The sequence below is a fragment of the Nonomuraea sp. NPDC001684 genome (assembly GCF_053596515.1).
Genome location: NZ_JBSFGJ010000243.1, coordinates 1 through 14,552, shown reverse-complemented (window position 1 = coordinate 14,552; position 14,552 = coordinate 1). Strand labels below are relative to the sequence as shown.

Here is a 14,552-nt window from a genome sequence, read left to right as displayed (position 1 = left end):
CAGCCGGGTGCGCGCGGCCCGGTCGGCGAGCAGGCCGAGGAACGTGTCGTGCGCGCCGCGCTCGACGTAGACGCGTTCGATGGACTGGCAGGACTGCCCGGCGTTGGCCGTGCCGCCCCACAGGACGGCCTCGGCCGCCCGTTCCAGGTCGGCGCCCGCCAGCACGATCGCCGGATCCTTGCCGCCCAGCTCCAGGTGGGCGGGGACGAACGCGCGCGCCGCGGCCTCGGCCACCCGGCGGCCGGTCGGCACGCTGCCGGTGAACACGACGGTGTCCACCAGGCCGACGAGCCGTTCGCCGGTCTCGGCGGCCCCCTCGACCAGCCGCAGCGGCAGCTCGGCGGGGACCAGCCGCATCAGCGGCTCGATGAAGCGCGGCGTCACCTCGCTCGGCTTGACCAGCACCGCGCAGCCGGCCGCCAGCGCGGGCACCGCGTCGATCAGGGCGAGCAGCAGCGGGAAGTTCCAGGGGCTGATCACCCCGGCCAGCTCGTACGGCACCGCGTCACCGCCCACAGCGATCCCCGGCAGCGCGGCCGGCCGTTCGGGCGGGGGCGCGAGCAGGGCGGGGGCCTGGCGCGCCCAGCGTTCGGCGAGTCCGGCGGTGAGCTGCCGTTCCAGCCTGGACTCGGCCTCCCGGCCCGTGTCGGCCACCAGCGCGGCCAGCAGCTCGTCGTCGGCCGCCAGCGCCCGGCCGAACACGGCCAGCACCTCGCCCCGGTCGGCGGCCCGGTCGGGGGCCCGCCAGGCGGGGGCCATCGCGCGCAGCCCGGCCGCGATCTCCGCCAGCCGATCGGGGCCGACGGGCGCGAGCGGCCGCTCGGCGCGCCCGGTGAGCGGGTTCCTGACGACGTGCCCGGTCGAAGGCGTCACGAGGCCCATTCTGAACACGTTGACCGTCGCGGTGTCCAGCCGTACGCCACCCCGAATGATCTTCGATGCCGGGGAGCCGCCGCGGGTGCGCGCGGCCGGCTGCGAGGTGTGGATCGCCGCCGGCCGGGGCGGCGCGCTCTTCGGGCCGGTCAGCCCTGGAGCAGCGCCGCGATGGTGGCCAGCAGCGCGATCGGCCCCATGACGGCCACCGTCACCACGGTCGCGCTGCGGCCGGGCAGGAGGCGGGCCAGCACGCGCGCGGCCCTGCGCCGCGCGGGCGCCGCGCCGGGCAGCACGAACAGCCCCAGCGTGAACGCGCCGGCGGCCAGGGCCTCGGCGTGGCTGGTGCTCGATCCGGCCGCCTCCAGCAGGCCGGCCACGCCCAGGCCGCAGGCCAGCGACAGGAGCAGGTTGCCCATGGCCACGAGCGCGGCGCGGGCCGGCGTCGGCCGCTCCTCGGACAGGAAGTGGTCGGCGACGCGCAGCGCCAGCGAGAGCGCCACCGCCAGCAGGCCGCCGACGACCGGCGTGACGACGGTCGTGGCCGACAGCGTCACCAGCGCCAGCACGCCGACGAACGCGCTGCTGGTCACGAACCGCCGCAGGTCGAACGGCTCGGCGGGGGCGGCGGGCGCCGGGGCGGGCCGCGGGCGTTCCCACTGCCGGTCCGCGTGGACGGTGGGGGCGGGCGGCGCCGGCTGCTCGTGGTGGCCGCGCGGCGCGTACTCCACCGGCGGCAGCAGGGCGGAGACGGCGTCCATGGTGAGCGTGCTGGCGCCGGGCCGTTCGGGCGGGAGCGGACGGCCGCCGGGGTCGAGCGCCCCGGCCTGCCGCAGCAGCTCCCGGGCGACGGGCCGGGCCGCCGGATCGACGCGCAGCGCGCCGGCCAGCCAGCCGCGCAGCCACGCGGGCGCCTCGTCGAGCCGCGCCCGTCCCTCCATGGTGTTGAAGCAGACGGCCTCGAACGACCCGGTGCCGAACGGCGGCAGCCCCGTGGCGGCGAAGAACACCGTCGAGGCCAGCGCGTGCACGTCGGCCGCCGGGGTGACCTGCGAGGCCCGGATGATCTCCGGCGCCAGGTAGCCGGGCGTGCCGACGAACATGCCCGACTGCGTCAGCCGGGCCGCGTCGACCAGGTGGGCGATGCCGAAGTCGATGACCAGCGGCTCGCCGCCGACCAGCATGACGTTGGCCGGTTTGAGGTCGCGGTGGATCACGCCGGCCGCGTGGATGTCGACCAGCGCCTGGCACAGCCCCCGCGCGAGCCTGACGACCGCGTGGGCCTCCAGGGGGCCGTCGGTCAGGACGGCCTGCTCCAGCGTGCGCCCGTCGGCGAAGCGCGTCACGACGTAGGGCCGGTGGGCGTCGAACTCGGCGTCGACGACCTCGGCGACGTACCGGCTGCGCACCCGGCGCATGGTCTCCACCTCGCGCACCAGGCGGTCGCGCGCCTTGAGGTCGGCGGCGACGTGCGGATGCAGCACCTTGATCGCGACCTGGCGACCCGCGCCGTCGAGACCGAGGTGGGCGACCCCCATGCCGCCCTCGCCGATCTTCCTGATCACCCGGTAAGGGCCGAGATGCTCCTGCGTCTGAGCACTCATCCTCGACGTCATCCTCCGTGTTCCCCCGTTGTTCCCCCGCTGGCCGTGCACCGGCGCGCGGCGAGGAACATTCTCCCGCAGCGCACCCCCCGAGATGCACAGTAAGCGAAGATCGACCGAAGTGCGGCGATATGGAAGGCGGTAGGGAATCAGAGCCAGCCGCGGGCGGCCGCCTCCGCGCCCGCCTGGAAGCGGCTGGTCACGCCGAGGCTCTCCACCACGGCGGCGATCTTGCGGGTGGCCGTCCTGGGGCTGACGCCGAGGTGGCGGCCGATGGCCTCGTCCTTGAGCCCGGCGTTGAGCAGGCGCAGCACGAGCAGGTCCGCCTCCGCCGGGCGTTCCTGAGCCGCCTGCGGCAGCCCGGCCAGCGGCCGGCCGCGCTCCCAGTAGACGTCGAACAGCTCGACCAGGGCGTCCAGCAGCCGCGAGGGGTGCAGCAGGGCGATGTTGTCGTAGACGCCGTCCACCAGCGGGAACAGGCCGATCCTGCGGTCGGCGATGCGCAGCTTGAACGGCAGGTGCGCGACGAACCGGGAGCGCTCGCCCTCCTCGGCCAGCCGGATCAACGTCTCCAGGCGGCCGGGCCGGTCCAGGGACTCGGCGCAGTAGACCACCCGGATGTCCACGCCGCGCGCCAGCAGTTGCCGGGTGCCCTCCAGCTCCGACTCGTTGGTGTCGTGGGAGTCGTCGGGGCGGCCCACGTACGGCGGACGGTCGAAGCCGAGCAGTTCCACGCCGACCGTCCGCTGCAACTCGGTGATCACCCGCTTGACGGCCTCCTCGCCGGCCAGCACCTCCACGACCCCGGCCGGCCCGGAGCCCATCCGGCCCGAGTGGTAGAGCTGGGCGAAGTCCGACACGACCGTCCGGACCGCCGCGAGCCGCGCCTCGGTCTCCAGGCGCCGGCGGTCCACCAGCCACTCGATCGCCGCCTCCGGCGGCACGGCCTCGTACCGGCCGGGTCCGGTGCGGCGCAGCAGCCCGGCGTCGGCCAGGCGGGCCAGCCCGGCGCGCACCCGGGCGGGACCGGTCTCCAGCGCGGCCGCGGCCTCGGCCGTGCGCAGGCCGGGTCCGCGCAGCAGCAGCCGGTAGAGCCGCTCGTCGAAGTCCGACAGGCCCACCGCGCCGAGCACAGAGCCGTCCGCCACAAAGCACCTTCCGAAAATGTCGTTTTTGGTCACGTGGCCGAAAATGTCAGCACTATATCTCGACACTGATCTCCACTGGACGCTTGACTCCAAGGCGGCCCTCCGGTGATCCTCCCCGGACGGGTGACCAGGCTCGTCCCCCTTGAGGAGCAATGTCCCGCAACACCCGCGTTCACCGCGCACTGGCACTGGCCGCCGCGCTGGCGGTCACCGCCGCCGTCCCGGCCCTGGCCGGGCCCGCAGCGGCAGCCGCCCCGCCCGCCGCCCCCTCCCCCTACGTCATCACCCTGACCGAGTCGCCTCTGGCCACCTACGACGGCGGCGTCACCGGCATCGCGCCCACCAAGGGCGGCAAGGGCAGGAAGGTGGACACCACCAGCCCCCACGCCAGGCGCTACCGCGACCGCCTGACCACCCGGCAGGACGAGGTGGCCCGCAGCGTCGGCGCGTCCGCCACCGCCCACCACGTGGTCGCCTCCAACAGCTTCACCGCCGACCTCACCCCCGCCCAGGCCCTGCGCCTGCACGCCACCCGGGGCGTGCTCTCGGTCACCCCGGACGTCCTGCACAAGGCCCTGGACGACCGGAACTCCACCGACTTCCTGCGCCTGTCCGGCGACCGCGGCCTGTGGGCCGCCCTCGGCGGCACGGGCAAGGCGGGCAAGGGCGTGGTCGTCGGCGTCGTCGACACCGGCATCTGGCCGGAGAACCCGTCCTTCGCCGGCCCCGCCCTCGGCACGGAGCCGCCCGCCGGCGCCGACCCGTACCGCCCCTATCTCAAGGACGGGGCCACGGTCATGCGGAAGGCCGACGGCTCCACGTTCACCGGTCTCTGCCAGACCGGCGAGCGCTTCACCGCCGACCTGTGCAACGGCAAGCTGATCAGCGCCCGCTACTTCGGCGAGCAGTGGCTGCGGCAGACCCCGCCGCAGCAGCGCGACGACTTCGCCTCGCCGCGCGACGCCCAGGGCCACGGCTCGCACACCGCCGGGACCGCGGCGGGCGACCACGGCGTCCCGGCCGCCGCGAACGGCATCGACTTCGGCACGGTCTCCGGCGTCGCGCCGGGCGCGGCGATCGCCGTCTACAAGGCGCTGTGGCAGGGCAAGGACGGCGGCACGACGGGCGGCTTCAGCTCCGACCTGATCGCGGCCATCGACCAGGCGGTGGCCGACGGCGTGGACGTGATCAACTACTCGATCGGCAGCGCGATGTCGGAATCGCCCGCCGACGACCCGATCCAGCTCGCCTTCCTGGCCGCCGCCCAGGCCGGCGTCTTCGTCGCCACCGCCGGCGGCAACTCCGGCCCCGACGCCTCCACGCTGGACAACACCGCGCCCTGGACGACGACCGTCGCCGCCGGCACGATCGCGCCCCGCCGGGGCGAGGTCCGGCTCGGCGACGGCGCCGCCTACCGGGGCATCAGCACCTCGGTCGTCGCGCCGCTCGGCCCCGTGCCGCTGGCCACCGCCGTGTCGGTGAAGGCGGGCCAGGCGGCCGACGCCGAGGCCGAGGTGTGCGCGGCCGGCGCGCTCGACCCGGCCAAGGCCGCCGGGAAGATCGTCTACTGCGCGCGCGGGACGACGGCCCGCGTGGAGAAGTCTGCCGAGGTCAGGCGGGCCGGCGGCGTGGGCATGGTGCTGGGCAACCCGACCCCCCAGTCCACCGACGCCGACCTGCACGCCGTGCCGACCGTGCACGTGGACGCGCCCGACGCCGGGAGGATCGCGGCGTACGCGGCCACGCCGGGCGCGACGGCCACCCTGCTCCCCGCCCCCTCCGACGGCGTGGCCTACCCCGAGGTGACCAGCTTCTCCTCGCGCGGCCCCGCCCTGTCCGCCAAGGGCGACCTGCTGAAGCCGGACGTCACCGCCCCCGGCGCGGCGATCCTGGCCGCCGTGGCGCCGCCGGGCAACGACGGCAAGGACTTCGACTTCTACTCCGGCACCTCGATGGCCACCCCGCACATCGCCGGCCTGGCCGCCCTCTACCTCGGCCGGCATCCCCAGCTGTCGCCGATGGCGATCAAGTCGGCCATGATGACCACCGCCTACGACACCAGGACCCCGGACGTCTTCGCCCAGGGCGCCGGGCACGTCGACCCGTCCCGCATGTTCACCCCCGGCCTGGTCTACGACGCCGGGCCGAAGGACTGGTACGGGTTCCTGGAGGGCCTCGGCGTGGCCACCGGCACCGGCGTCGCGCCGCTGGCCGCCTCCGACCTGAACTACCCGACGATCGCGGTGGCCGAGCTGTTCGGCTCGCGCACGGTCACCCGCCGGGTGACGGCGCTCACGCCGGGCGTCTACCACGCCTCGATCGAGGTGCCCGGGTTCAGGGCGAAGGTCAAGCCGTCCACGCTGGTGTTCAAGGAGGCCGGCCAGGCCAGGGAGTTCACCGTCACGCTGGAGACGCTGCCCGAGGCCGCCGGCGGGACCGCCACCGGCCGGCTCACCTGGACCGGGGCGGGCATCAGCGTGCGCAGCGCGATCGTGGCCACGCCGCTGAGCGCCAGGGCGCCCGCCGAGGTGCGCGGCGCGGGCGCGGCCGGCTCCCTGTCCTTCGAGGTGACGCCGGGGCTTAAGAAGTTCCAGGTCACCCCGTACGGGCCGGTCTCGGGTGCCGAGACGCCCGGCACGGTCGGCCAGGACGAGGTGTGGGGCCGCGAGATCCCGATCACGGTGCCCGAGGGCGCCAGGGCCGCCGCGTTCCGCATCAAGGCGGTGAACCCGGAGGCCCAGGTGGGCGGCCTGCTCGTCTACGAGGGCCCCGGCGGCCGCGAGTTCGAGACATGGCTGTCCAGCCCGGACGGCGACCACCGCGCCGCGCTGTCCCGCCCGCGGCCCGGCAGGCACACCCTGATCGTGCTCAGCCTCGGTGACCTGCCGGGGACGACGTCCACGGCGTTCACCACCCAGGCCGACATCGTGGAGGCGGGCCACGCGCGCGGCGCGCTCACCGTGACGCCGGCCCGTCCGAAGGTGACCGCCGGCACGCCGTTCACGCTGACCGCGTCCTGGACGGGCGCGACGCAGCGCGTCAACACCGGCTACGTCGAGTACCCCAACGGCGCCGGGACGATCGTCACGATCAACTAGCCGCCCGCCGCTCCGGCCGCTGCTCCGGCCGCCACGGGAGAACCCGTCCGAACCGGACGAGTTCCCCGTAGTGGCCGGGGTCCACCGGGCCGAGGGCCAGGTCGAGCAGCGGGACGGCGGCCTGCTCCGGCGAAGGCGCGCCGCTGACGTCCCACCACAGGCCGGACGTCGGCGTGTTGATCATCCCCGGGCAGACGGCGGCCAGCAGGATCCCGCGGCGGGCGTCCTCCTCCCGCCGTTGTCCGGCCAGCGCCCGCACCGCGGCGACCTGCCAGACCTTGGACGGGATGTTGACGAAGCCCGGCCAGGACTGGGCGCGGGCGCTGCCGTCCCTGACCGCGTCGCGCCAGGCGGCCACCTGCGCGTCCACCTCCTCCAGGCTGGTCAGCCCGTCGAAGCGGTCGTGCAGGACGGGGGCCAGGTGGTGCAGCGTGCCGAGCGAGCTGCCGACCACCAGGAACCTGCCGCCGTCCCGGACCAGCGGGGCGAAGGCGCGCAGCAGCCGGGTGGTGCCGAAGTTGTTCACCTCGGTGTAGGCGTCGATGAGGGCGCGCATGTCGTCGTCCGGGCCGACGCGCATGACGGCGTTGCCGGCGACGACGTCCACGCCGCCGTGCCGCTCGCGCAGCAGGCCGGCGAGCTCGGCGGCGGCCCGCGGGTCGGCCACGTCGAGCAGCTCGCCGCGGACCCGGGCGCCGGCCGCCGGCATCGCCGCCGCGGACCCGGCCACGCGGGCGGCGTCGCGCCCGGTGAGGTAGACGGTGTCGTCCGGCGTCATCCCGGCAGATCGCCGCGCTCGAACGCGCGGCCGGGGCCCGCCTGCTGGAGCGGCGGCACGACGGCGTGCGCCTGACCGCCGCCGGACGGCTCGTGCTGCGCCGCGCCGCGGCCGTCGTGGACGAGGTCGACGCCGCGGCCAGGGAGCTGGCCGGGCTGCCCGGCGAGCCGGCGACCGTCCGGTTCGGCTGGTTCGCCGCGGCGGGGGCCGCGCCGGTGCCCCGCGCGCTGGCCGAGCTGCGCCGCACGCGTCCGTCCATCGCGGTCACCGGGCGGGAGGACGGCAGCTCGGCCCTGGTCCGCGCGTTGCGGGCCGGCACGCTGGACCTGGCCCTGCTCAGCTCGGCCCCGCCGTTTCGCGCCCCGGACGCCGAGACGCCGCCGCTGGAGATCGAGATCCTCACCGAGCGCGGCCTGCGGGTGGCCGTCCCCGCCGGGCACCCGCTGGCCCGGGGCGAGTACGTGGACGTCGCCGACCTGCACGGCCGCCCCTGGATCGCCAGCCCGGCCGCCCCGGCGGGCGAGAGCCCCACACTGGGCGTGCGGCCGGGCCTGGACGAGCGGCCGCAGACGGTGTTCGTCGTCCGCGACTGGCTGGCCAAGCTCGCCCTCGTGGCGGACCTGGCGGGCGCGCTGCGCGCCGCCGCCGTCGGCTCGTGAGGCGGCCACCGGTTATGGTGTGGCCTGTGATCCGTGCCGTGGTGGTTGATGTCGACGACACCCTGTGCCTCACCGAGGCCGCGTGCTTCGAGCTGGAGAACGAGGTCCTGGGGCGGCTCGGCCACGGGCCCATGTCCAGGGCGGTGCACGTGGCGACCTGGGGCCGGTCGCTGCACGAGGCCATGCCGCTGCGCTCGCCCGGCCTCGACCTGGCCGCCTACCTGCCCCTGCATCACGCCGTGCTGCGCGAGTATGTGGCGGCCGGGCTGGTCGACGTCGTCCCGAGGGAGAACCTGCGCGCGATCGACGAGCTCAACGCGGCCGGGCGCGCGGTCATGCTGCTGACCTCGCGCGACGAGGCCGAGATGGAGCACCTATTGGCGCCGGGCCACGCGCTCGACGGCCGGATCGCGGCCGTCTACCACGCCGGCAACACCCGCTTCGGCAAGCCCGACCCGCGCGCCTTCGACGAGCTGCTGGCCGCCACCGGCCTGGCCCCCGACGAGTGCCTCTACGTGGGCGACTCCCCCACCGACGCCGCCGCGGCCACCGGCGCGGGCCTGCGGTTCGTCGCCTGCATGCAGAGCGGGCTGCGCCGGCCCGCCGACTTCGCCCCGCACCCGGTCGACGCCTTCATCGACGCCTTCCCCGACCTGACCGGCACCGTCGCCCTGCTGGAGGAGGCCGCCCGCGGCCCGCTGACGACGGCCCTCGACTAGGAACGTCCTGGACCCGCTCGGCAGAGCCTCAGGCGGCAATAAACCCAAATAACCCGCTTTAAGATTTCTGTCCGATATGTACTACGTGTAGTGATAATCAGTCCCGGGGATGACAGAGCAAGCAAATCGCTGCTCATTCGCCATGAGTCCTATCGGGGGAGATATTTCAATGCAAGCAACCAGGGCCTGCCGGGCCATCGGAGGCGCCGTTCTCTCGGCCGCCGCATTCACGGCCGGAACGCCGTCGGCCGGCGCCGCGGTCGCCACCGTACCGTGCGCAGGATCCGCGCTGGTGAACGCGATCGACAACGCCGCACCGGGCGCCACGCTTTATCTGACCCCCGGCTGCAGATACGTCCTGAACAATTCGACCGGGCCGCTCCCGTCGATCGACACCCCCCTCACCATCCATGGGCAGAACAGCACGATCCTGCGGGACCGGGCGGCGGCCCCGTTCCGCCTGTTCACCGTGAACAGCAACTTCAACCTGGACCGGGTCAAGCTCATGGGCGGCGACGCGACCACCTCCCCGGGAGGATTCGGCGGGGCCGTCGCGGTCAACAGCGGAACCACGAACCTCGACCGGGTGCTCATCGTGCACAACACCGGCACCTTCTCCGGCGGCCTCGGCGGCGTCGGGGGAACTGTCGTCAACGTGACGAACAGCATTATCCAATTCAACTCCGCGACCAGGAACGGCGGGGGCGCGGCGAATGACGGGAGGATGTCCTTCACCAACAGCGTCCTTAACAACAACCGCGCCGGAGAAAGAGGCGGGGCGATCGCGAGCGACGGAATCCTCACCATTATTCGCAGCACCATCAACGACAATGCGGCCGGCATTGTCGGCGGAGGCGTCGCGAACATCGGTCCCGGCACCGCGACGATCAGCCGTAGCGTGATCAACAACAACACGGCCGCCAACGCACCGGGCGGGATCGACAACGAGGGCGCCCCCGGCTCCGTGACGCTGACGGCCTCGGTCGTGCGGGGCAACGTCCCGACCAACTGCTCCCCCACACCCGTCCCCGGCTGCGTCAACTAGGCCGAACGGAAGACGGCGCCCGGGTCCGGACCCGGGCGCCCGTGACGGGACCTGCCGCCCTGGCGTCCCGGCGTCTGGACAAGGGGGCCGGGGTGGCGTAGGCCGAGGGGATGAGCGCCTCGGAACTGCCGAACGACGAGCTGCGCGCCGCCGTCGCCGCGCGCCGGGAGCTGGGTCCCGACTACGAGCAGGCCCTGGTGGACTCGTTCCTGGAGCGGGTCGGCCACGAGATCGACCGGAAGGTCGAGGAGCGGCTCGCCCAGCGCGCCCCTCAGGACAGCGGCCACCGGGGGATGTCCGCGGGCCTGACCTACTTCTCGGTGATCTTCGGTGTGGGCGGGACGATCGCGCTGGTGGGCCGGCCGGACGGGCTGATCGCCGCGATCGTCATGCTGGTCGCCCTCACCGTGATCAACGTGGCCGTCGCCCTGCGCGAGCGCCGCCGCTGAGCGCGCGGGTCAGCCGCGCCGCCGGATCCTCAGCACGTTGTCGACGCGGACGGCCGGCGTGCCCCCCGGGGCGGTCTGGGCGCGTTCGAACTCCTCGGCCCGCAGCACCTCCCACTCCCCCTCGGCCAGCTCCAGAGCGTCCAGCACCTGCTGCGGGGTGGGCAGCTCGACGCGGGCTTCGGGCTCCCACGGCGGGGGGCCGGCGTGCCCGAGCACCAGGAGCTGACCGCCGGGCGCGACGGCCGCGGCGGCGGCGCGCAGGACCTTCTCGCGCGACAGCTCGGCGGGCGAGTGCAGGTAGCTCGCGGTGACCAGGTCGTACTCGCCCTCGGGGAAGGACTCGGCCAGGTCGTGGCGCTGCCAGTCGACGCGCTCGGCCACGCCCGCCTCCGCGGCGTGGACGGCGGCGCGGGCCAGGGCCACGCCGGAGATGTCGGCGGCGGTGACCCGCCAGCCGCGGCGGGCCAGCCACACGGCGTCGGCGCCCTCGCCGCAGCCCAGTTCCAGCGCGGTGCCGGGTGCCAGGTCCGCGACCTCCTCGACCAGGCGCGCGTTGGGGTTGCCGCTCCAGATCCGTTCGGACTGCCCGTAGCGGTCGTCCCAGAACTGCTCGCCGGAGACCGGCGCGCCGGCGGCGGCCGCCACCGCGCGGCGGGTCTCCTCCTCGATCAGGTCGGCGTTGATCGCCGCCGCCGCCCTGACCCCCGCGGCGGCGGCGCCGATGACGTTCTCGCCCAGGTTGGCCACGTTCCCGGCCACGAACACGCCGGGGACGCCGGTCGCGCCGGCCGGGTCGGCGGGCACGTGGACGCCCATGACGTGCCCGTTCATGAGCTGCTCGGCCGTCTCGACGCCGAGCCCGGCCAGCAGGGCCGAGCGGGCGGTGAAACGCGGGGCGACCACGAAGGCCCGGCACGGGACGACGTCGCCGTTCTCCAGGGTGACGCCGGTGAGCGGGCCGGAGTCCGGCGACAGGCCGGCGACCCGCCCTTCGACGACGGTGACGCCGCGCGCGGCCAGCCTGGCCCGGTCCTCCTCGCCGAGCGGCGGGGCGGTGTGCGTGAAGAGCGTCACGTCGTCGCTCCACTGCCGCCACAGCAGCGCCTGGTGGGCGGCGATCGAGCCGGCGGCCAGCACGCCGATCGGCTGGTCACGCACCTCCCACCCGTGGCAGTACGGGCAGTGCAGCACCTCCCGCCCCCATCGCTCGGCCACGCCGGGCAGGTCGGGCAGCTCGTCCACCAGGCCCGTGGTGACCAGCAGCCGGTCCGCCACGACCGCGGACCCGTCGGCCAGGCGCACGCGGAAACCGCCGGCGTCCAGGCGTTCGGCCGCCACGGCGGAGCCGGTGACGAGCTCGCCGCCGTACCCGGCCACCTCGGCGCGGCCGGCGGCCAGCAGGTCGAGCGGCGGCGTGCCCTCCCGGCCCAGGTAGGTGTGCACGCCGCCGGCCGGGGCGTTGCGCGGCCGGCCCTCGTCGATCACCAGCACCCGGCGGCGGGCCCGGCTCAGGGTCAGGGCGCCGCTGAGCCCGGCGGCCCCGCCGCCGACGACCACCACGTCGTACTTGTCGTCCATCGCGTTCCTCCAGAGATGTGCCGATGGCACACTGTGCGTCCCGCGCGACGCGGTTGACAAATGTCGTTGCCGAAATGGCAAGCTGGGCCGCATGGACGAGACACCGGATCTCGACGAGGTCCTGCGGGCGGTGGGGCCGCGGCTGCGGGCGTTGCGGCAGCGGCGGGGCGTGACGCTGGCCCAGCTCGCCGAGGCCACGGGCATCTCGGTCAGCACGCTGTCGCGGCTGGAGTCGGGCGGCCGCCGGCCCACGCTGGAGCTGCTGCTGTCGCTGGCGCGCGCCCACCAGGTGCCACTGGACGAGCTCATCGACGTGCCGCCGACCGGCGATCCGCGGGTGCACCTGCGGCCGGTGTCGCGGCACGGCATGACGTACATCCCGCTGAGCCGGCGTCCGGGCGGGATCCAGGCGTACAAGCACATCTACCCGCCGGGCTGGCCGCACGGCGAGTACGAGCAGCGGGCCCACGAGGGCTACGAGTGGCTCTACGTCCTGTCCGGGCGGCTGCGCCTGCTGCTCGGCGAGCACGACGTGCTGCTGACGGCGGGCGAGGTGGCCGAGTTCGACACCCGCGTGCCGCACGCGTTCGCCAATCCCGGCCCCGAGCCCACGGAGGTGCTCGCCCTGTTCGGGCGGCAGGGCGAGCGCATGCACGTGCGCGCCCGCCCCACCGCCCGATGAGCCGCCGCCGGATGAGCCGCCGCCCGATGAGCCGCCGCTCAGGACGTGCCGGTCAGGAGGTGCCGAAGCCGTCCAGCTGCTCGCGCTCCTCCGGGGTGGCGAGCTCCTGGAAGACGGTGATGTGCAGGCCGCCGGGCGCGTCGAGGCGGGCGTTGAGCGACTGCCAGGGGGTGAGCGTGGGCGGGGCCACCTCGTCCGCGCCGGCCGACACCAGGCGGGCGGTGGTCGCACGGGAGTCGTCCACCTCGAAGGCGACCCGCAGCTTGGGCGCCACCTGCCGGCCCACCTCGACGTCGTCGATCATCTTCTTCTGGGCCGGGTTCGCGATCTCCAGGGTGGCCCGGCCCGCGTCGAGGATGGCCACGCGGGCGCCGTCACCGGAGGAGTAGGCGGCCTCCTCGGGCAGGCCGAGCACGTCGCGGTAGAAGGTCAGCGCCGCCTCGTAGTCCTCCGCCTCGACGACCAGCCGGAGCTGTCGGACGGCCGGGGCGTCGGGGTGGTCGTTCATGGGTTCTCCTCATCGGATGCGGACGATCACCCCCGCCAACCCGCGCCGCGACCGGTAAATTCCCTTTCCGGGCTCGTTCAGGCCGCGGTCAGGGCCTTGACCAGGTCGTCGAGGACGACGCCGGCGGCCAGCGGGGCGCCGCGGGTGCTCCAGACCGAACCGTTCACCGGCACGACGTGCCCCGCCCTGACCGCTTTCAGCTCCTTGAAGGCGGGCGTCCGCCGCACCTCGTCGAGCGTCTTCTCGCCGTCGGCGGTCAGCGTGGAGACGAACAGCCATTCGCCGTCGATGTCCGACAGCGCCTCCAGGCTGAGCGGCATGGAGTGGGCGGTGCCGTCCTTGTCCTGGGCGGCGGGACGGGTCAGGCCCAGGTCGGTGGCGACGAAACCGGCGAACTGCCGCTTCTCCATCCAGCTCGGGCCCTGCGGGTTCCAGCGCACGATGCTCACCTCGGCCGGCTTGATCCTGGTCTTGGCCGCGGCGACGCGGGCGTCGTAGTCGGCCATGACCTTCCTGGCCGCGTCCAGCTTGTTGAGCGCGTTGCCGACGCCCATGAACGACAGCTTCCAGTCGTCGGCGGGGGCCATCGTGACCACGGTGGCCGGGGTGACCTTGCGGAGCTGGTCGAGCACCTGCTGGTCCTGGAGGTCGCCGGCGAGGATGAGGTCCGGACGGGCCTCGACGACCTTGTCGATGACCGGCTGCAGCAGGTTGCCCACGACCGGGATGCCCTTCACCTTGTCGGCCAGGTAGGCCGGCGGCGTGTCGATGCCCTGGCCGTTGGTGATGCCCACCGGGGTCACGCCGAGGGCCAGGACGGCGTCCAGGTCCTCCTGGGTGAGGGTGACCACGCGTTTGGGCTGGGCCGGGACCTTGATCAGGGTGCCGGTGGCGTCCTTGACCTCCCGGACGGCCGGCGCGGCGGCGGCGGACGCGCCCGGCGCGGCGGGTGCGGAGGACGCGCCGCACGCCACGGCGGTCAGGACGGCGGCGGCGGCGACGAGCAGTCCGCCGACCCTGCGGAGAGGGGCCATACGAGCTCCCGAGCTAAGAAATGAGGTAAGCCTTACCTTTTTTAGGTTAGCCTTACCTTATGTTTACGCAAGCCCGGGCCTTCGGACTCGGCGCCGCCGCGCTGCTGGCCCTGTGCGCGGCGTCCATGCTCACCGGCGCGGGCCGGGTCACCCCCGGGCAGGTCCTCGACCACCTGCTCGGCGGCGGCGGGGACGACCACCTGCGCATGGTGGTGGACACGCTGCGGCTGCCCCGGACGCTGGCCGCCCTCGTCGTCGGCGCCGCGCTCGGGGTCTCGGGCATGCTGCTGCAGTCGGTCACCCGCAACCCGCTGGCCGAGACCGGGCTGCTCGGCGTGAACGCGGGCGCCGCCCTCGGCGTGGTGACCGGGATCGTC

General features: G+C 74.6%; 14 protein-coding genes. 7 read left to right on the top strand and 7 right to left on the bottom strand.

All coding sequences use genetic code 11. The features are described from left to right. The 3 genes from ACWCSD_RS32655 to ACWCSD_RS32645 all read right to left on the bottom strand — a co-directional run. The coding region (locus ACWCSD_RS32655; RefSeq protein WP_449920637.1) for an aldehyde dehydrogenase family protein at positions 1-873 on the bottom strand (873 nt) is incomplete at its 3' end. A gap of 149 nt (positions 874-1,022) precedes the next feature. Continuing rightward, a complete protein-coding gene (locus tag ACWCSD_RS32650; RefSeq protein WP_449920635.1) occupies positions 1,023-2,477 on the bottom strand; it encodes a serine/threonine-protein kinase in 1,455 nt (484 codons plus the stop codon). A 149-nt stretch (positions 2,478-2,626) separates the two neighbouring features. Then, positions 2,627-3,625: a hypothetical protein gene (locus tag ACWCSD_RS32645; protein WP_358297721.1), complete on the bottom strand. Its 999-nt coding sequence runs from the start codon at positions 3,623-3,625 to the stop codon at positions 2,627-2,629. A 152-nt stretch (positions 3,626-3,777) separates the two neighbouring features. Between ACWCSD_RS32645 and ACWCSD_RS32640 the strand changes: the two genes are divergently transcribed. Beyond that, complete coding sequence (locus ACWCSD_RS32640; RefSeq protein ID WP_449920631.1) at positions 3,778-6,723, top strand: S8 family serine peptidase; 2,946 nt, start codon at positions 3,778-3,780, stop codon at positions 6,721-6,723. Here ACWCSD_RS32640 and ACWCSD_RS32635 read toward each other — a convergent pair. Next, complete coding sequence (locus ACWCSD_RS32635) at positions 6,716-7,501, bottom strand: SDR family NAD(P)-dependent oxidoreductase (protein WP_449920628.1); 786 nt, start codon at positions 7,499-7,501, stop codon at positions 6,716-6,718. The two genes, ACWCSD_RS32640 and ACWCSD_RS32635, sit on opposite strands and share 8 nt — an antisense overlap. Positions 7,502-7,566: 65 nt before the next feature. On the opposite strand from ACWCSD_RS32635, the gene ACWCSD_RS32630 reads away from it, so the two are divergent. The 4 genes from ACWCSD_RS32630 (at position 7,567) to ACWCSD_RS32615 (ending at position 10,373) form a co-directional block, all read left to right on the top strand. Then, on the top strand, positions 7,567-8,160 hold the full coding sequence (locus ACWCSD_RS32630; protein ID WP_449920625.1) for a LysR substrate-binding domain-containing protein: 594 nt from the start codon (positions 7,567-7,569) through the stop codon (positions 8,158-8,160). A 38-nt stretch (positions 8,161-8,198) separates the two neighbouring features. Beyond that, complete coding sequence (locus ACWCSD_RS32625) at positions 8,199-8,879, top strand: HAD family hydrolase (RefSeq protein ID WP_449920623.1); 681 nt, start codon at positions 8,199-8,201, stop codon at positions 8,877-8,879. Between the two features lie 292 nt (positions 8,880-9,171). Next, positions 9,172-9,924 (top strand): hypothetical protein, encoded by a 753-nt coding sequence (locus ACWCSD_RS32620; protein ID WP_449920620.1) that lies wholly within the window; start codon positions 9,172-9,174, stop codon positions 9,922-9,924. Between the two features lie 110 nt (positions 9,925-10,034). Continuing rightward, positions 10,035-10,373, top strand: a complete 339-nt coding sequence (locus tag ACWCSD_RS32615; RefSeq protein WP_449920617.1) for a hypothetical protein — start codon at positions 10,035-10,037, stop codon at positions 10,371-10,373. A gap of 9 nt (positions 10,374-10,382) precedes the next feature. Here ACWCSD_RS32615 and ACWCSD_RS32610 read toward each other — a convergent pair whose 3' ends face one another. After that, a complete protein-coding gene (locus tag ACWCSD_RS32610; protein ID WP_449920614.1) occupies positions 10,383-11,951 on the bottom strand; it encodes an FAD-dependent oxidoreductase in 1,569 nt (522 codons plus the stop codon). Positions 11,952-12,042: 91 nt separating this feature from the next. Here ACWCSD_RS32610 and ACWCSD_RS32605 point away from each other — a divergent pair, with 91 nt between their 5' ends. After that, a complete protein-coding gene (locus ACWCSD_RS32605; protein WP_397157873.1) occupies positions 12,043-12,633 on the top strand; it encodes a helix-turn-helix domain-containing protein in 591 nt (196 codons plus the stop codon). 52 nt (positions 12,634-12,685) lie between these two features. Here ACWCSD_RS32605 and ACWCSD_RS32600 read toward each other — a convergent pair whose 3' ends face one another. Beyond that, positions 12,686-13,141, bottom strand: coding sequence for a VOC family protein (locus ACWCSD_RS32600; RefSeq protein ID WP_358297736.1), 456 nt, complete (start codon positions 13,139-13,141; stop codon positions 12,686-12,688). A gap of 77 nt (positions 13,142-13,218) precedes the next feature. Next, the gene (locus tag ACWCSD_RS32595) at positions 13,219-14,175 is read right to left on the bottom strand and encodes an ABC transporter substrate-binding protein (RefSeq protein WP_449920610.1); all 957 of its coding nucleotides are present in this window, start codon (positions 14,173-14,175) and stop codon (positions 13,219-13,221) included. Between the two features lie 59 nt (positions 14,176-14,234). Between ACWCSD_RS32595 and ACWCSD_RS32590 the strand changes: the two genes are divergently transcribed. Then, positions 14,235-14,552: iron chelate uptake ABC transporter family permease subunit (locus tag ACWCSD_RS32590; protein ID WP_449920608.1), on the top strand; the 318-nt coding region annotated here is incomplete at its 3' end.